The sequence below is a fragment of the Streptomyces capoamus genome, from assembly GCF_014654935.1.
Classification (GTDB): Bacteria; Actinomycetota; Actinomycetes; order Streptomycetales; family Streptomycetaceae; genus Streptomyces; species Streptomyces capoamus.
Window position 1 is genome coordinate 108,757 of sequence record NZ_BNBF01000008.1, and the last position, 16,611, is coordinate 125,367.

14 protein-coding genes are annotated in these 16,611 nt (G+C 68.0%); 9 read left to right on the forward strand and 5 right to left on the reverse strand.

From position 1 onward, the window contains the following. The first annotated feature begins 91 nt into the window (after positions 1-91). A complete protein-coding gene (locus IE312_RS15080) occupies positions 92-1,027 on the forward strand; it encodes a nitroreductase/quinone reductase family protein (protein ID WP_189982003.1) in 936 nt (311 codons plus the stop codon). A 108-nt stretch (positions 1,028-1,135) separates the two neighbouring features. On the opposite strand, the gene IE312_RS15085 is transcribed toward IE312_RS15080, so the two are convergent. Then, positions 1,136-1,576 carry a MarR family winged helix-turn-helix transcriptional regulator gene (locus tag IE312_RS15085; RefSeq protein ID WP_189982005.1) on the reverse strand — a complete coding sequence of 147 codons (441 nt, stop codon included), beginning with the start codon at positions 1,574-1,576 and terminating at the stop codon, positions 1,136-1,138. A gap of 71 nt (positions 1,577-1,647) precedes the next feature. Here IE312_RS15085 and IE312_RS15090 point away from each other — a divergent pair, with 71 nt between their 5' ends. After that, positions 1,648-2,022, forward strand: coding sequence for a cupin domain-containing protein (locus tag IE312_RS15090; protein WP_189982007.1), 375 nt, complete (start codon positions 1,648-1,650; stop codon positions 2,020-2,022). Positions 2,023-2,254: 232 nt separating this feature from the next. Here the strand turns inward: IE312_RS15090 and IE312_RS15095 are convergent, their stop codons facing one another. Next, complete coding sequence (locus IE312_RS15095) at positions 2,255-2,782, reverse strand: peptidylprolyl isomerase (protein ID WP_189982009.1); 528 nt, start codon at positions 2,780-2,782, stop codon at positions 2,255-2,257. Positions 2,783-3,060: 278 nt separating this feature from the next. On the opposite strand from IE312_RS15095, the gene IE312_RS15100 reads away from it, so the two are divergent. From IE312_RS15100 to IE312_RS15115, 4 genes are all read left to right on the forward strand, one after another. Then, the gene (locus IE312_RS15100; protein WP_189982011.1) at positions 3,061-3,576 is read left to right on the forward strand and encodes a toxin-antitoxin system HicB family antitoxin; all 516 of its coding nucleotides are present in this window, start codon (positions 3,061-3,063) and stop codon (positions 3,574-3,576) included. An 83-nt stretch (positions 3,577-3,659) separates the two neighbouring features. Continuing rightward, positions 3,660-4,502, forward strand: a complete 843-nt coding sequence (locus IE312_RS15105) for a DUF4097 family beta strand repeat-containing protein (protein ID WP_189982013.1) — start codon at positions 3,660-3,662, stop codon at positions 4,500-4,502. Between the two features lie 75 nt (positions 4,503-4,577). Further along, positions 4,578-5,579, forward strand: a complete 1,002-nt coding sequence (locus IE312_RS15110) for an ATP-binding cassette domain-containing protein (protein ID WP_189982015.1) — start codon at positions 4,578-4,580, stop codon at positions 5,577-5,579. Then, positions 5,576-6,367, forward strand: coding sequence for an ABC transporter permease (locus tag IE312_RS15115; protein WP_189982018.1), 792 nt, complete (start codon positions 5,576-5,578; stop codon positions 6,365-6,367). The genes IE312_RS15110 and IE312_RS15115 overlap by 4 nt, the downstream gene beginning before the upstream one ends. A gap of 287 nt (positions 6,368-6,654) precedes the next feature. Here the strand turns inward: IE312_RS15115 and IE312_RS15120 are convergent, their stop codons facing one another. The 3 genes from IE312_RS15120 to IE312_RS15130 all read right to left on the reverse strand — a co-directional run bounded on the left by IE312_RS15120 (position 6,655) and on the right by IE312_RS15130 (position 8,530). After that, entirely contained in the window at positions 6,655-6,951 is a 297-nt protein-coding gene (locus IE312_RS15120) for a hypothetical protein (protein ID WP_189982019.1), read from the reverse strand. A 562-nt stretch (positions 6,952-7,513) separates the two neighbouring features. Continuing rightward, positions 7,514-8,176, reverse strand: a complete 663-nt coding sequence (locus IE312_RS15125; protein ID WP_189982021.1) for a hypothetical protein — start codon at positions 8,174-8,176, stop codon at positions 7,514-7,516. Between the two features lie 204 nt (positions 8,177-8,380). Beyond that, entirely contained in the window at positions 8,381-8,530 is a 150-nt protein-coding gene (locus IE312_RS15130) for a hypothetical protein (protein ID WP_189982023.1), read from the reverse strand. 923 nt (positions 8,531-9,453) lie between these two features. On the opposite strand from IE312_RS15130, the gene IE312_RS15135 reads away from it, so the two are divergent. The 3 genes from IE312_RS15135 to IE312_RS40150 form a co-directional block, all read left to right on the forward strand. Further along, positions 9,454-12,426 carry a helicase-related protein gene (locus tag IE312_RS15135; RefSeq protein WP_229899783.1) on the forward strand — a complete coding sequence of 991 codons (2,973 nt, stop codon included), beginning with the start codon at positions 9,454-9,456 and terminating at the stop codon, positions 12,424-12,426. After that, positions 12,423-15,173 (forward strand): DUF1156 domain-containing protein, encoded by a 2,751-nt coding sequence (locus IE312_RS15140; RefSeq protein WP_189982027.1) that lies wholly within the window; start codon positions 12,423-12,425, stop codon positions 15,171-15,173. The genes IE312_RS15135 and IE312_RS15140 overlap by 4 nt, the downstream gene beginning before the upstream one ends. A gap of 61 nt (positions 15,174-15,234) precedes the next feature. Further along, positions 15,235-16,611 (forward strand): DUF499 family protein (locus tag IE312_RS40150; RefSeq protein WP_229899785.1); only part of this gene is annotated, 1,377 nt, incomplete at its 3' end.

Consider the following 16,611-nt stretch of genomic DNA (forward strand, 5'->3'; position numbering starts at 1 on the left):
CCCACCTCCACTGCGTAGGCATGCGGGTCTTTTCTGTGTTGTCCTCCTGTGCGGCCGCCCTCCTTTCCGGATGGAATCCGAGAGGAAGCGCATGAGCAAGGAACAGGCCGAGAACAACGGGTCCGGCTTCGACGTCCACGATTTCCAGCGGCGGATCATCGCCGAGTTCCGCGCCAACGGCGGCAGGCTGACCGGCATGTTCGAGGGCTGGCCGCTGATCGTGCTGACGACGACCGGGGCCAGGACCGGACTGCCCCGCGAGACCCCCCTCGGCCACCTCGTCCTCGACGGCAAGGGCGTCGTCGTGGCGTCGGCGAACGGAGCGGACCGGCATCCCGGCTGGTACCACAACCTCCGCGCGAACCCCATCGTGACGGTCGAGACCGGCGAGGAGACCTACCGGGCCATCGCCGCCGTCCCGCAGGGGACCGAACGCGACCGGCTCTTCGAGCGGGTGGTGGCCGAGGCCCCCGGGTACGGCGACCACCAGGCCAGGACCACCCGCGAGATCCCGGTCGTCGTACTGCACCGGATCGAGCCCCGGCCCGGCGCGGAGCGGGTGAAGGGCATGGGGGACTGGATCGTGGAGGTGCACGACTGGCTGCGCGGCGAACTGCGGACCCTGCGCGAGCAGGCGGACCGGCTGGTCGACGGCACCGCGGCGACGATCGGCACCACCCCGCCCGACCTCGCCCGGCAGCTGCGCACCCATTGCCTCGCCTTCTGCGGCGCGCTGCGCCGGCACCACACCGGTGAGGACACGGCCGTCTTCCCCTCGCTGGCCGCGCAGTTCCCCTCGCTCGCCCCGGCACTCGCCCAGCTCGGCGAGCAGCACAAGGCGGTGGCCGGACTCCAGGACTCCGTCCTGGACCTGGTCGAGCGGTTCGTCCCCGGTGAGTCCGATCCCGTACGCCTGCGCGCCGAACTCGAGGAACTGGCCGGCCGTCTGGAATCCCACTTCGACTTCGAGGAGCAGACCGTGGTGACGGCGCTGAACGCCACGACCCAGGCACCGCCGTCCGCCTGACCCGGCACCCGCCGGGGCGGCCCGCCCCGGGGCTCACCGGGGCGGTCGTCCCCCGGGCTCACCAAGGAGCACGCCCCTCGGGCTCACCAGGGCGGTCGGCCGCCGGGTTCACCAGGCGGGGCGGATCGGTCCCGGCGGGGCGAGGAGCGTCAGGTCGGCGACGAGCTCGCTGAAGCGCGCCTCGCCCAGCAGGTCCCGCCACGGCGCCACGGCGGCCCGGGCCGCCTGGTCGGCGGCGCGCGTGGCGGCCCAGCCGGTCTCGGTCAGCGCCAGGAGGCGGGCGCGGGCGTCGCGCGGGTGGGGACGCCGTTCCACGTACCCCTTGCGGACCAGCTCCTCGACCAGCTGGGCGGCGGCCTGTTTGGTCACCCCCAGGTGCTCGGCCAGGTCGGCCGTGGTGGCGTCGCCCATGGAGATGCGGACGAAGGCGAAGCCGTGTGCGGGGCGCAGGTCTCCGAACCCCTGCCGGGACACACCGTCGTGGATCTCCTGCACCAGTCGCCCGGAGAGTGCCAGCACAAGTGCGGAGAGGGCCAGGGCGTCGTCCATGGGCTTGACTATAACTCGTCAAGCAGCTTGTCTATATGGACAAGGAACTTGTCTAATGGGGAGGCCGGACCATGTCGTTCATCCGCAGCGCGGAGGCCGTCGTGCACGAACTGCACGGGGGCCGCTTCGTCTCCTACGTCCGCCCGGGCACCGGCAGCCGGGACCTCGCCGCCTGGCGCGTCGAGATCCCGGCCGCCACGGCGGGCCCGACCCACACGATCAGCGAGGAGGAGACCTTCTACGTGCTCTCCGGTCGCCTCCGGCTCACCATCGACGAGGAGAGCGCCGAACTGGGCACGGGCGACGCGGCGGTGGCCCCGGCGGGCTCCGCCCTGACGGTCGCCAACCCCACCGACCGGCCCGCCCAGATGTGGGTCACCACCCGCACCGGCCTCATCGCCCGACTCCCGGACGGCAGCGCCATCACCCCGCCGTGGGCCCGCTAGGCCACCGCCGACGGCCTCGTTGTCAGTGCCCGCGGCTAGGGTTCATGGCGCGCGGTCGGCTTCCGGGGGTTCCAGCTCTGAAGGAGAAGGTTGCATCCCCGGCCTGTCAGGGGGCGGCCCGGAGACTCGTCCGGGACCCAACCGACGGCCGGGCTTCGTCGATGGCCATGAGATGACCTGCCAGCGCCGGCCGCGCACCGGGGGCGCTGCCGGCGGCTGCGCCAGGCCCGGCTCAGCGGGTCTCGATGGTCACCGACTCGATGACGACGTCCTCCACCGGGCGGTCGCTGCGGGGGTCCGTCCGCGTCCCCGCGATGGCGTCGACCACCTTCTTGCCGGCGTCGTCGGCCACTTCCCCGAAGATGGTGTGCTTGCGGGTCAGCCACGCGGTCGGGGCCACGGTGATGAAGAACTGGGACCCGTTGGTGCCCGGCCCCGCGTTGGCCATCGCCAGGAGGTAGGGCTTGTTGAACGCCAGGTCCGGGTGGAACTCGTCCTCGAACTCGTAGCCCGGCCCGCCCGTGCCGTTGCCCAGGGGGTCACCGCCCTGGATCATGAATCCGCTGATGACCCGGTGGAAGACCGTGCCGTCGTACAGGCGGTCCGTGGTCTTCGCGCCCGTGGCGGGGTGGACCCACTCCCGCTCTCCCGTGGCCAGCTCCACGAAGTTCCGCACCGTCTTCGGCGCGTGATTCGGAAGCAGCCGGATCTGGATGTCACCCCGGTTGGTCTTCAGCGTCGCGTACAGCTGCTCTGCCATCGTCACCCTCTCTTGGTGGCCTTCGGTCGATCGTGATGCGCGGTCATGGTCACACAGATGGACACGCACGTAGAAACGGGACACCGTGGTGGCGCCGAGTGGTGCCACTCGGTGTCACTCGGCGCCATCTGGTGCCACCCGACACCATCCTGCCCTGCCCGCAGCGAGTAGGTGTTCCTGCTTGTTTTCGCAGGTCAGCCCCGGATCCCCGCAGCCGGCGCCAGATGTGGCACCACGCAGGCTTGCGCGTAGCGCCACTGTGATGCCACTATGGCGTCATGGACCTCACGCCCTACGTCGACAGTCTCCACCGGGAACTCGCGGTGGCCGCCGAAGCCGGCGGGGAGGAAGCCCGCGAGCTGGCCGAACGGCTCACCGCCCCGTTGGAGTCGGCGACCCGCCTGACCCTGCTCAACGTGCTCTCCGCCGCGATGGACGAGATCACCCGAGAACTCGCCCCCGGCTCGGTCGACGTACGCCTGCGCGGGCTCGACCCCGACTTCGTGGTGACGCTGCCACCCGGTGACACCACCTACGAGGACCGGGGGCCGCAGCCCGCGGAACCGCTCAGGGCTCCGGCCGACACCGCGGACGAGGGTGGCACCGCACGGGTCAACCTGCGGCTGCCCGCCCACCTCAAGGCCCGCGCCGAAGAGGCCGCGAACCGCGAGGGCCTGTCGGTCAACGCGTGGCTCGTGCGAGCCGTGTCGGCGGCGGTCGAAGGCGGCACCCGGCAGCGTGCGCCGGAGAAGAGCCACAACGTCGGACAGAGCTTCACGGGCTGGGTGCGTTAGCCCGGCCCCACCGGAAAGAACCGCACTCACACCACGTCCCCACCAGCAGGGACGCCCCAACGACCCAAGAGGACGGGACAGCCATGCCTTCTTTCGAGACCCCCGAAGCGATCTCCGTCACCGCCCATGTGGGCGCCGGTTCCCTGCAGTTCGTCGCGAGCGACCGCCTCGACACCGTCGTCGAGGTACGGCCCGGTAACCCGAAGCGGGACAAGGATGTGCGAGCCGCCGAGCAGACCGAGGTCACGTACGCGGGCGGTGTCCTCACGATCAGGACGAAGGAGCGCCGCATCATCGGCCCCAGCGGCCTCGTCGACGTGCAGGTCGAGTTGCCCACCGGCTCGCGCATCGACATGAGCGGCTCCTGGGCCCAGGTGGTGGGCGAGGGCCGGTTCGGCGAGGTGCGGATGAAGACCTCGACCGGTGACGTCCGCCTGGACACCACCGGCCCGCTGACGCTGAACGTGTCGCACGGCTCGATCACCGTGGGCCGAGTCGAGGGCAGGGCCGAGATCACCAGCAGCAGCGGCAACATGCGCATCGGCACCGTCGAGGGCCCCGCCGTTCTGAAGAACTCGCACGGCAACACCACCGTCGGCACCGTCACCGGCGAGCTGCGGCTGAGCGGCGCCAACGGTGGCATCGACGTCGCGCACGCCGAGGGATCGGTCACCGGTACCACCACCAACGGACCCCTCCGCGTCGGCGATGTCGCCCGTGGCGCGGTTCAGTTGGAGACCTCCAACGGCTCCATCGAGGTCGGCATCCGCGCGGGCACCGCCGCCTGGCTCGACATCAGCTCCCACCGCGGGCAGGTGCGCAACAGGCTGAGCGCCTCCGACGCGCCGGAGCACGCCGAGGGCACCGTCAAGGTCCGCGCACGGACCAACTGGGGCAACATCGACGTCCTCCGCGCCACGGTCTGAGCGCAGCCCCCGCTCACTCACCTCCTCACCGACTCGCCCACCCGGATCACTTCACCCTTCGAGCAGGAGGGCTCCATGCCTTCATCTGTCATGTCCACGTCTAATTCGGTGGGCGGTCCACAGTCACCCGCCGCCGTCTCCACCATCGGTCTGCGCAAGTCGTACGGCGACAAGACCGTCCTCGACGGCATCGACCTGAACATCCCGGCCGGGTCCGTGTTCGCGCTGCTCGGACCCAACGGCGCCGGCAAGACCACCGTCGTGAAGATCCTTTCCACGCTCATCACCGCCGACGGCGGGCAGGCCCAGGTCGCCGGCCACGATGTCGCCACCTCACCGGACGGGGTGCGCGCCGCGATCGGCGTCACCGGGCAGTTCTCCGCCGTCGACAGCCTGATCACCGGCGAGGAGAACATGCTCCTCATGGCGGACCTGCACCACCTGTCCAGACGTGGGGGACGGCAGGTCGCCGCCGAGCTGCTGGAGCGGTTCGACCTCACCGAGGCCGCGAAGAAACCCGCCTCCACCTACTCCGGCGGTATGAAGCGCCGTCTCGACATCGCCATGACCCTGGTGGGCAGCCCGCGGATCATCTTCCTCGACGAGCCGACGACCGGTCTCGACCCGCGCTCACGGCACAGCATGTGGGGGATCGTCCGGGAACTGGTCGCGGACGGCGTCACCGTCTTCCTCACCACCCAGTACCTGGAGGAGGCCGACGAACTCGCCGACCGCATCGCGGTGCTCGACGGCGGGAAGATCGCGGCCGAGGGGACCGCGGAGGAGCTGAAGCGACTGGTCCCCGGTGGTCACGTCCGGCTCCGCTTCTCCGACCCGGCCGCGTACCGGAGCGCAGCCTCCGCACTGCGCGAGGCCGGCCGGGACGACGAGGCACTCGCCCTGCGGATCCCCAGCGACGGCAGCCAGCGCGAGCTGCGCTCCCTCCTCGACCGGCTGGACGCGGCCGGCATGGAGGCGGACGAGCTGACCGTGCACACCCCTGATCTCGACGACGTCTTCTTCGCCCTGACCGGCGGTACCGGCCGGCCGAACCCGACCGAGGAGGCGGCCCGATGAGCTCCCTGTCTCTCGCCGTGCGCGACTCGTCCACGATGCTGCGCCGCAACCTGCTGCACGTGCGCCGCTATCCGTCCCTCACCTTGAACCTGCTGCTGTCGCCGGTCGTCCTGCTGCTGCTCTTCGTCTACATCTTCGGCGATGTGATGGGCGCCGGCCTCCAGGGCGCCGGTGCGGACCACTCCCAGTACCTCTCCTACATCCTCCCGGGGATCCTGCTGCTGACCATCGGTGGCACCACGATCGGAACGGCCGTGTCCGTGGCCATGGACATGACCGAGGGCATCATCGCCCGCTTCCGCACGATGGCCGTGCACCGCGGGTCGGTGCTCATCGGCCACGTCGTCGGCAGCGTGCTGCAGTGCCTGATGAGCGTGCTCCTCGTGGGAGCCATCGCCGTGGCCATCGGCTTCCGCTCCTCGGGCGCCACCGCCCTGGAGTGGATCCTGGCGGTCGGGCTGCTGACGCTCGTCTCCCTGGCGCTCACCTGGATCGCGGTCGGGATGGGCCTGGTCAGCCCGAACCCCGAGGGAGCCAGCAACAACGCCCTGCCCCTGATGGTCCTGCCCCTCATCTCCAGCGCCTTCGTCCCGGTGGACGCGATGCCCGGCTGGTTCCAGCCAATCGCCCAGTACCAGCCGTTCACCCCCGCCATCGAAACCCTGCGCGGCCTGCTCCTCGGCACGGAGATCGGCAACAACGGGTGGCTGGCCGTGGCCTGGTGCGTCGGCCTGACCGTGCTCGGCTACGCCTGGTCCACCTCGCTGTTCGACCGCGAGCCGAAGTAGCGGGGACACACCGTCGGCAGTCCGAGGACCGCGTCTCTCAACCGATCACAGAAACCACTCAGGGGCCCGACCCGCTAAGCGGATCAGGCCCCTGACCTGGTACTAAGGTGTCGGGGTGGCGGGATTTGAACCCACGACCTCTTCGTCCCGAATGAGGTTCGGTTGGTGAGCCTGCCAGCCTCGATGGCGTTTCCGCAGGTCAGAGCGTTGGGCTTGGTTGGTGTCGCGTGGCCTGGAAGGGGTTCGGGGAGCGGGTTGGCTCCCAGATGGCTCCCAGCAGGAAGCGGTCAGCGTGTGTCGTCGAGCTTACGCAACAGCTCGGTGACCAGCGCGTGGTCGCGAGCGGCGTCGGAAGGCTCGGACGGATCACGCAAGATGCGGCCTTTCCGGAACCACTCGTTTCGTTCCGCCTCCCTGGCTGCGAACACGCGCTCGGCCCTGCGGTACACGACAGAGGACACCTCCGGGAGCTCCTCCTCGGCTCCGTGCTCCATGAGGAAGTCCACCAGTTCCTCCAACGGCTCCAGGTAGGCGATGCGCGGCTCGCGCTCTGGCTCCGCGGCGAGTCGACCCAGCTCCTCCAAGGCGCACCGGACCAGACCCTGGGTGACCGGCTCACGGGACGCTCTGGATCGTGTGCGGCGCAGCTGTTTGTGCAGCGACGGGCGACGGCGTCAGCCTCATCCCCGGGGTCGCCCTCGCCGTCTCCCGATACGGGAAACGGCGCGATGGCCACCGGCTGCTCCGCGATCACGTCCAGCGAGCTCGTCCGCACCTGACAGCCAAGCCCGCAGCCAATTCATTCTGAAACGATCAATCAGGCGACTGGGAGTAATCATTCTTCAGCGTCGAGGGGGTAGGTGCTGTTCTCCCGCAGGTGGTGCTGCCGGGCGGCTGGGCTGATCGGTGACCGCCGCGTCGCACCGCTCCAGTAGGACGATCCGGTTGGCCCGTCTTGCCGGACCTTCCAACCTCGCGGCGGCACTCTGCCACCTGCCAACGCCGACGTCGGTGTTCGAGGATCGCCTTCCAGAGCTCCAGGCGGTGGCGAGAGTCCTTCGGGAACGTGAAGCGGAGGACTCCCAGGACAACGGCAGTCACCAGCACGGGTGCGGACCCCGGGTGGGCGGTGAGGAACGGCATGGATCAGCCCTTCCCATCGCAGAGGTCGAGCGAGGCGGTGCCCAGCACCACCCGGTAGGTGTCACCGTGGCGGGTAAATCGCGCACCCTTGACTCCGGCCTCCCGGTGGGTCAGGGCCATAGCCAGGTCGCGGGGTTCTGGATAGCCGGTCCAGCGGTACTCCCATGAGTCGCCGGCGCCCCAGAGTCGACGTACGGGACCGTGCTGGATCACTTCTGGTTCCTTGCGGCGTTCGACTCCGGGGCGCTCCAGAGGGTCCCAGGACAGACTGGTCGCCCAGTGGCCACGCCGGTCAACCAGGTTGTAGCGGGAAACGAGACCTGCCAGCAGAGTGGTCGCTTCCCCCGAGATCGGGGGGACCGCTGCCAGTGCGCGACGCTCCTGCGCGGTGAGGTCGTTGTCCAGCGTGAGATAGGGGTGCCGGGGCACGAGGCTGCGCCTGTTGCCGCGCCGACATCCGGCCGGGTCACCGGTGATGGTCAGCAGTGCACCGGTGGGCAGATGGCGCAGACAGACGGAGCGCTGCCCATGGCACGTGTAGCTGACCTCGTGCCGTAGTCCGGGGACGCCGCGTGAGTCGGCCCCCTCGTTGGCCAGCAGCCGGGTGGCCACGTTCTCCGGGGCGCGCTCCGCGACCATCATCAACTGGTCCCTGCGGGGCGACATCACTGGGTCGTACGAGGCGACAACCGAGTAGTTCCACTTCGCCGTCGGACCGGTGTATACGTTGCCGTTGAAAAGCGCGAACGCTAGTAGGGCCCGGAAGGCGCGCTGGTCGTCCGAGCAGTCGTCCAGGCCCAGTCCGCGGGTGTCGCTGCTGATCGCGGATCGGGCAGCGGCTTTGCTCTCCCCGGTGTACTGGACGCGAAGTTAGATCCGCTCCTTGGGCGCCATGGTGTGGACGGGGAGTCCGCCCAACTCGCGCGCGGCGGTCAACCGTGCCTGTTGGAAGGGGATGACGTCCCCGGACTCGCGCCGGATACGGCGTGCGAGTGTGGCGATGTCCCTGTCGAGCGTCATGTCCGGCTCCCGGTGGGCGCGTATCAGTGCTCCCGCCCACTGCGCCCCATAGGAGGAACGGCAGTTTTCATTCACGCGCGCCTGGCGGCACTTTGCGCCCTCAACCCTGGGTAGTTGCGGGAGGAACCCAGGTCCGACGTAACGGCGAGCGTGGTCGCCTGAGACCGGAGCATAGCGCCTTGAGGGCGTGTGGGCGAGGTATGAGTCGGAGACCCCAACCGCACCGTCATCGGCGGCCCACCTGCGCGCAAGGGCGTCAAGTGAGGAGATCCGGCTGAAAGCCTGCTATCGCTGAACTCAGTTACGTGCGTTCAGTGGCAGCGGGGGCGCCTGCGCCGCACTGGAGGCGGAACGCGAGGCGGCCGCCAGGGAAGGCTGCTGCCTGCCTGTCGCTCGTGCTGCCCTGACCGACCGACCCGCATCTGCTCCAACCGCCCCTTGCGCCCGTGGCTACGGAGGGCGGAGTCGTGCCCGCGCGACCCCCTTCGTGCTCTTCGTATTGGAAGTGGCAACGAGATACAGTAATTTGACATTCCATTAGTAAGTCGCAGGTGGGGGAACCGCGGCTGGCCGAGGGGGAGGGACCAGGGCATGGCTTATCCACGTGCAGTGGGTTGGCTCCTGGCCAGTCTCGGCTGGGTTCCGGCGAGTCTTGAGGCTGACGCATAGGCATGCAGGCCCCAGGCACGTTTGAGCGTGGTCAGAGAGTAAGGGTCCAGGCCGCTGGCGTACCGGAGTTCGCCACGGTCAGGTTCGCCCTGCCCGGAGATCAACCGGGGTCATGGGACCTCATCCTGGTCGACGACGAAGACCGTCGTCACGAAGTGAATCTGGTAGCTGGAGACACGGAGACCGTGCGGCCTCTCGTCAGCGACGGGAAGGCTGACTCCGCACGTGTGCTGGCGGCCATGTGGACACAGTGGATGAACGCCGCGGCGACCAACGCCGAGTCCAGCGCGATGGCAGCCACACCGCTGAAGCCGTACGCGCACCAGACGACGGCCGTCTACGGAGCGATGCTTCCCCAGCCCCTGCTGCGTTTCCTCCTGGCCGACGAGCCGGGTACGGGAAAAACGATCATGGCCGGTCTGTACCTGCGTGAGATGCAGAGGCTCGGCCTGATCAAGCGGGCGATCATCGTGTGCCCGGCGAACCTCGCCACGAAGTGGGTGGACGACTTCCAGCGGCTGCTGGGGGGCGGTCTGCGCCAGTTAACCTCAGCCACGGTGCGTGAGGACGCCCTGAACTCCAACGACCTGTGGGTGGTTTCGCTCGAGTTAGCAGCCGTGAATCCCGCGGTACAGGACGCCATCCGGCCGGACAAGGCTGGCTGGGATTTGGTCGTCTTCGACGAGGCGCACCGGCTGACTCCGACTGCCGCCGGATTCCACCAGGTCGGACGGCTGCTGGCCAAGAACACACCGCGGGCGTTGCTGATGACGGCAACGCCCCACCGAGGCAAGGAGTGGCTCTTCCGGCACCTGCTGCACCTGGTCGACCCGGAGATCTACCCGGATCCGGGCAGCGACCCTAACGTCGAGCTCAGTGCCCTGCGCCCTGGCCCCATCCACTTCTTGCGGCGGATGAAGGAGGACTTGGTCGACTACGACGGCACGACCCGGTTGTTCAAGGGCCGCACGGCGCACAACCACAGCGTCCCGCTGTCGCAGACCGAGTACGGCTTCTACAAGGCCGCCCTGGAAATGGTCGACCGGTTCTTCCCTCCGGTGGCGCAGCCGCTTGCCCGCATGGTCTACGGCAAGCGAGCAGCCTCCAGTCTCTACGCTCTGGCCCAGACGCTGCGCCGGCGGCATGAGCACATGGGGGCGATGAGCGAGGCTGAGGCGGCGCTCATCGCCGACCGTGAGGACCACGGTGACGAGGCCGAGGTCGACGAGGCCAAGGTGATCCATACGGTCTCGGCTTCTACGCGGGCGGAGCGAACTGCGATCAACAGCCTCGTGCAGCAGATCGAGGCAACGCTCAACGACTCCCGCTGGCAGCCGTCTAAGTGGAAGCGGCTCACCGACGACTGCCTGGCACCCCACGGGATTCACCCCGGAAGCGGTGATCAGGCCGTGGTCTTCACCGAGTATGCCGACTCTGCCGAGTGGATCGCCCGGCAGCTCCAGGACCAGGGATACAGCGCCCAGCTCTACTCCGGCCGCCAGAGCAAGACCGAACGTGACGAGGCGCGCAAGGCATTCATGCGCGGCGAATTCCAGATCATCGTCACCACCGATGCCGGCAACGAGGGCATCGACCTGCAGGCCGCGCACGTGCTCGTGAACTACGACATCCCGTGGTCCTTGGTCCGCCTCGAACAGCGGATGGGCCGCATCCACCGCGTGGGTCAGCAGCGCGACGTCTACCTCTACAACCTGGTCGCCACCGACACCCGGGAAGGCGTGACCTTGCTGCGCCTCCTGGACAACTTCGTAACGGCCGCGAACGAACTGCGCGGCCAGATGTTCGACAGCCTGTCGGTGGTCGCCGAAATGACCGGCGTTGACTATGACAAGTGGCTGTCGGACCTCTACGGCAACGACGAGCTGAAGAAACAGCAGGCCATCGACGCTGTCCAGGCAGTCCAGGCCCAGGAACTCATCCGGGCGGCCCGGAAGGTACGGGACAACGAGCGACGCCTCGCCAGCCAGGTGGACGCAGTGGCCGCGCTGACGCTGCTCCAGCGTGACCTGTTCGCACGCATCAACCCTGCCATTGTCGAGGCATACCTAGACCGGCTCGCGGCGGCCGGTGTGCTGAAGTCCACGCCCACCGCGGCCGGCCCCGGGTTCCGGCGGCTCTCCCGGAGCGGCAAGGCAAGATTTCCGGCCACGTTGGGCGGAGGGAACGAGGTTCACGTCGCCACCAGCGGGGACGTGGTGCGCGAAGCCTCGGAGAGCATCGATGTCGGCGACACCGTCACCCTCGGGCCCGGGGAGCCCGGCTTCAGCGACCTGATTGACATAGCCGAGCACACCCTGGCCGAGGACCTCTACCAGTCCGGCGCCGCGGCAGATCCCACCAGCCTCACCCCGTACGACCTGTACGCGTACGAGGCCACGATGACGGAGAGCAACGGCAAGCGCGCCAGCGTATGGGCCACCTTGATCAAGGTTGACGACAGCGGCACCGCCCGCCCGGTGAGGTGGGAGTCCCTGGCCAACCTCGTGCCCACCGACCAGAACGGCAGCGCACCGCATCCGGCCCGGGAGGGACACGCGCTCACAGCTGCCCGACGAGTGGCCGCCGCGACCGTCGCAGAGCACCGGAAGGTGCGCGCCGACTGGTTCGCTCAAGCCCGCCGTGACCTGACCAACCTGCCACTGAGCCTCACCGACCGCATCGATGATCGCGCTGCCCGGCTGGAGCTGAGGCACCGGCTTCAGGCCCAGACCGCTCAGCGCCTCGAAGAACTCGAGCGGCTCGCAGACGTGCAGCTGACCGAACCGAAGCAGGTGGGTCGGATCCGGGTCCTGGCCACTGCCGACATCACTGTCCAGGCCGAGATCGACGCCGAACTGGTCTCCATGCGACGCGTGCAGCAATTCCTTGAGGATGACGGCTGGACAGTGGCCGATGTCCATACCGAGGGCCGCGGTTACGACCTGGAGGCCCGCCGCCACAGCCAGGTCCGCCATGTCGAGGTCAAGGGCGTGCTCGGCAGCGCGGCCAGCGACGGCATTCGGATGACCGGCAACGAAGTCCTTATCGCGACCCAGCACCGCAAGGAGTACTGGCTGTACGTCATCGACCAGTGTGCCGACGGCAAGGGCCGATTCTTCGGCGCCTATCAGGACCCCGCCACCCTCTTCGCGAACGTCATGACCGGGAACGCGGTGTTCCGCGTCCCGGGCAGCAGTCTCAAGAACGCCCCCGGGAGCAACGCATGACCCGCATGATCGAACGCTGGTTCCCCTGTGCCGAGGTTTCGGTGAACAGTTCAGCGGGGTGGGGAAGCGGTGCGACCGAGATCGGGCTGTTTCCGTGGTTCGCAAAGCGTCCTGTCGCACAGGCCAAGGCAGCGGTGCTCTGCTCGCTGCTGCCCTGGCCAGAGGATCAGGCCGAGCAACAGCGTCTTCAAGAGCTGGTGCACACTGCCATGTCCGGGCGCTACGCCGCCTGGCAGATACTCCACGACGAGATTCTCAAGGCGAACCCTGAGGGCGCATCGGTCCTGGACCCGTTCAGTGGGCGCGGAATGATCCCGCTCGAGGCGGGGCGGCTTGGGCTTGAAGCCCACGGTGTCGACTACAGCCCGGTCGCGGTGCTGGCCAGCTCGCTCCTCACCGACTTCCCCTTCCGGGACTGGTCTCAGGAGCCGAGCCTGCCGTTCGCTGAGGAGAGCGACGCTCTCTACGACGACCGGCCGCGGCTGCTTGTTGACGTTCGCGCCACTCTCGATGAGGTGGGACGCCGGTGGACGGCAGCCATGGCGGACTACTACCCCGAGGTCAACGGCAAACGACCGTGGGGGTACCTGTGGGCCATCGCCATACCGTGCCAGGAGTGCGGCAACCGGTTCCCTCTGGTCGGCTCGTACGAGCTGCGACGGCCGAGTCAAAAACGTGGCCGCAAGGGCGCCCCGCCTGTCAATGATCCCGGCCAGTCGTTCTACATCGAAGCCGACCCGGCTGCTGGTACCTGCGCACCGGTGGTGCACGAGGGACCTCCAAGGCGTACCCCAACGCTGACACGCGCTCGTACGGCTGAGGGTCGGACGCTGCCGGGGAAGTCGGCGATCTGTCCGTTCTGCAGCCATGTACACCCACTCGATGTGCATCGCCGACTCACCGACGAGAGGCGTGCCACGGACATGCTCCTAGTGGTGGCCGACCACTCGGCCGACTTCGGCAAGGAGTATCGGGAGCCCACCGAGGCGGAGCTCGAGGCTGTCGCCGCAACGCCGGCGGCACTACGCGAGCTGTCCGACCCGAGCCCCTTTCTGAGTGCCGTACCCGACGAACGGATCGCACCGGGCAACAACAACATCATCGGGCCGTCCATCTACGGGGCGCGCACCTACGGCGACTTCATGTGTGATCGGCAGACCCTGGCCTTCGTCATGCTCACCCAGACCATTGCTCAGGTGGCCGACGAACTCATGTACAAGGCGGGGGTGAGCGCTGACTACGCACGGGCGCTGAGCGGATACGCCGGGTCAGTCGTTGCGCGGAAGCTTCGGCGCGCTACCCGCGGGTGCACGATCGACATCAGTCGCGCAGGGGTCCATGACATATACGCCAATCAAGGGTCAATTACCTTCTCTCAGGACTTCTTCGAAGTGGGAATCGGCACTGGGCCGGGCTCTTGGGCGTCTCTGTGCAAGAGCAGCATGTCGACGCTTTCGAATCTGATGGCTGATATCCAGGGGACGTCGGTCAGCGTGACTCGGGGGTCGGCTACCTCGATGAATCTGCGGGACGCGTGCATCACTGCTGTGGTCACCGACCCGCCGTACGACGAGATGCTCGCGTACGCCGACTCCTCCGATCTGATCTACGCATGGCTGAAGCGAGCCCTGCACAACACTTGGCCCGAACTCGTCATCACTTCCGACGAACACGGCTGCCAGGAGAAGTCGGAAGAGATCATCGTCAAGCGGGTCCGGGGGGAGGCACCCAACGAGCACCGAACTCGCGAGCATTACGACACGAAGATCGCCGAGGCATTCAGTGAGATGCGTCGCGTGGTCCGCGACGACGGACTGGTGACTATCGTGTTCGGCTCCGGAGACCCGGAGGTCTGGCAGCGCCTGCTCACGGCCATCGAGAAGGCTGGCCTGGTGATGACGGGCTCCTGGCCCGCGAACACCGAGGCGAGCAACCACCAGGGCAAGGCGAACATCGAGACCACCCTGACCATGTCGTGCCGCCCCATGGCGCCCGGACGATCCCCCGGGCGAAAGGGCGCGGTCGAGGCCGAGATCAAGGCCGAGATCAAGCGGCGTTACCCGGACTGGGAGCGGTGGGGCTTGGCGCCGGCGGACATGCTGATGGCCGCTGCCGGACCCGCCATGGAGGTCGTCGGCCGTTACAGCGAGATCCTCGACGCCAAGGGCGAACCCGTCGACATCTACACGTTTCTTCCGCTGGCGCGAGCTGCAGTCCAGGAGGCCATGGCCGTCGAGATCAACCATCAGCCGCTGGAGACCTTTGACGCTCGAACGCGGTTCGCGTTGTGGTGGATCACGCTCTACAACCGCCAGATCCGGGCGAAGTCCGAACTGCGCTGGCAGGCTCTGGCTTCCTCGCTCGACCTGGCGGCGATACGCGACCTGGTTCCTGATGCCGACAAGGGTGTGCGGTTCATCGCCTCCCGGGACTACAAGGGCAAGATCGACGGAGATTCGACCGTGATCGACATTGCCCTCGCGCTCGCAGCTGCCTCGGAGGAGGGCCTACAGGCCATGGGGCAGGTACTGGCGGCCGCAGAGCACGCGGCCGACGACACCTTCCTGTGGGCCGCCGTCCAGTTCCTCGCAGACCGGCTTCCCGACAACGACCCAGACTCCGTCCGCTTCACCCGCGTGTTGCGCAACCGGCCCGGCGTGGTCAGTGCCGCTGAGGCCGTTGCTGCGAGCGACTACGAAAAGGGCCAGCTCCAACTGACCGACGACGTCCAGTTGCGGCTCATGTGATGACGACCAACACCACCCTCACCCCCGTGATCCTCGTATCCACCAGCCCAGGAGAGCAGCCATGACGACCAGCGTGACGCCGTGGTGGAAGGCGCTCAAGCTCCGCCAAGAGATCCGCAGTGCATCCGGGCAAATCGATGACGTACAGATGTCGCTGTTCCGGGCCGTTCACGCCACGGGAGCGGATCGGCCGCCCTATGCCGACGCCGACTACTACGGTGACATCACGCATCCGACCGAGCGACTCATCGACCTGCTCAGCGAAATTGCAGTCCGCATCGGTGGTGGCAACGACTACTTGAAAGCCCGAGCAGTCACTCGACTCGACCAGGGCATGGGCGGCGGTAAGTCGCACGCGTGCATCGGCGCCTACCATCTGGCCGCCAACCCAGGGGCGCTACTGCGAACCGAGCTCGGTCAGAAGGTGACCGAGCGCGCGAGGGCCAGGATCGGCCACCCCCTTACCGGCGACCTCGGACGTCCGCATGTCGTCGTGCTGCCCTGCGACAACATGACCCCGGGGGCCGGGGTACAGGAGCTCGACGGGCCTGCGGTCAACCTCTATGAGCGTTTCCTGTGGCGTCTGTTCTCCAAGGACTACACCCTCTTCGAGCGCTACCGGCGGTTCTGGAGCGACAAGCACAAGATCGCTGAGGCCATCAGCGCGGTAAACCGACCCGTTCTGATCATCATCGACGAGGTGCTCGACTACATCGGCAACGGGCTCGATGGCGCGAACCAGACCGACCTGGCAGCCCAGGACATGGCGTTCCTGCGGGCACTGCTCGATGCCGTCAACGATGTCCCCCACGTCTCGATGCTGGTCGTGATGATCGCCTCCGACATCGACAAGACGGCGCTCTCGTCCGCCGCTCAGGCCCGCCGCGACGACCTGAACAGTCAGCTCGACCGCAACGGCCTGCCGACCACCGTGACTGGCGTGGGTGACTTCGCCGACATCCTCCGCCGCCGGCTGTTCGACGCCGAACCCGCCGGTGAGGTGCTCGCCGCAACTGCCGCGCTCTACGAGGACGTGCTGACGGACAAGACCTGGAGCAAGCAGGTCTGGGACCCGATCGGAGCCGGGTGGCGCCGCAACTGGCCCACGCAGATGGCAGCTTGCTACCCGTTCCACCCCATGCTGATGAGCCTGGCGCAGGAAGAGTGGAGCAAGGTCGCCGGTTTCCAGCGAGTCCGGTCCACGATCCGCATCTTCGCCGCCACGGTCTATGCCCTGCAGCAGCGCGGCAAGGCAGGCGAGTGGGTGCCGGCACTCATAGGTCCCGGAGACCTGCCACTGTCGGACAGCACCGTCCGGGAGGCGCTCCTGGGCAGCGGCCTGGTGGAAGACGACCGCACCATCGCGAACTACCGGAGCCTGACCGAGATCGAAGTTATCAACCACGACGGCTCGTCGGGCGCAGCGCGCCGCCAGGAT

Coding starts and splice junctions, on each gene's coding strand:
- IE312_RS15080 (WP_189982003.1), top strand. CDS start 92: ATGAGCAAGGAACAGGCCGAGAACAACGGGTCCGGCTTCGACGTCCAC.
- IE312_RS15085 (WP_189982005.1), bottom strand. CDS start 1,576: ATGGACGACGCCCTGGCCCTCTCCGCACTTGTGCTGGCACTCTCCGGG.
- IE312_RS15090 (WP_189982007.1), top strand. CDS start 1,648: ATGTCGTTCATCCGCAGCGCGGAGGCCGTCGTGCACGAACTGCACGGG.
- IE312_RS15095 (WP_189982009.1), bottom strand. CDS start 2,782: ATGGCAGAGCAGCTGTACGCGACGCTGAAGACCAACCGGGGTGACATC.
- IE312_RS15100 (WP_189982011.1), top strand. CDS start 3,061: ATGGACCTCACGCCCTACGTCGACAGTCTCCACCGGGAACTCGCGGTG.
- IE312_RS15105 (WP_189982013.1), top strand. CDS start 3,660: ATGCCTTCTTTCGAGACCCCCGAAGCGATCTCCGTCACCGCCCATGTG.
- IE312_RS15110 (WP_189982015.1), top strand. CDS start 4,578: ATGCCTTCATCTGTCATGTCCACGTCTAATTCGGTGGGCGGTCCACAG.
- IE312_RS15115 (WP_189982018.1), top strand. CDS start 5,576: ATGAGCTCCCTGTCTCTCGCCGTGCGCGACTCGTCCACGATGCTGCGC.
- IE312_RS15125 (WP_189982021.1), bottom strand. CDS start 8,176: ATGTCGCCCCGCAGGGACCAGTTGATGATGGTCGCGGAGCGCGCCCCG.
- IE312_RS15130 (WP_189982023.1), bottom strand. CDS start 8,530: ATGACGCTCGACAGGGACATCGCCACACTCGCACGCCGTATCCGGCGC.
- IE312_RS15135 (WP_229899783.1), top strand. CDS start 9,454: ATGAACGCCGCGGCGACCAACGCCGAGTCCAGCGCGATGGCAGCCACA.
- IE312_RS15140 (WP_189982027.1), top strand. CDS start 12,423: ATGACCCGCATGATCGAACGCTGGTTCCCCTGTGCCGAGGTTTCGGTG.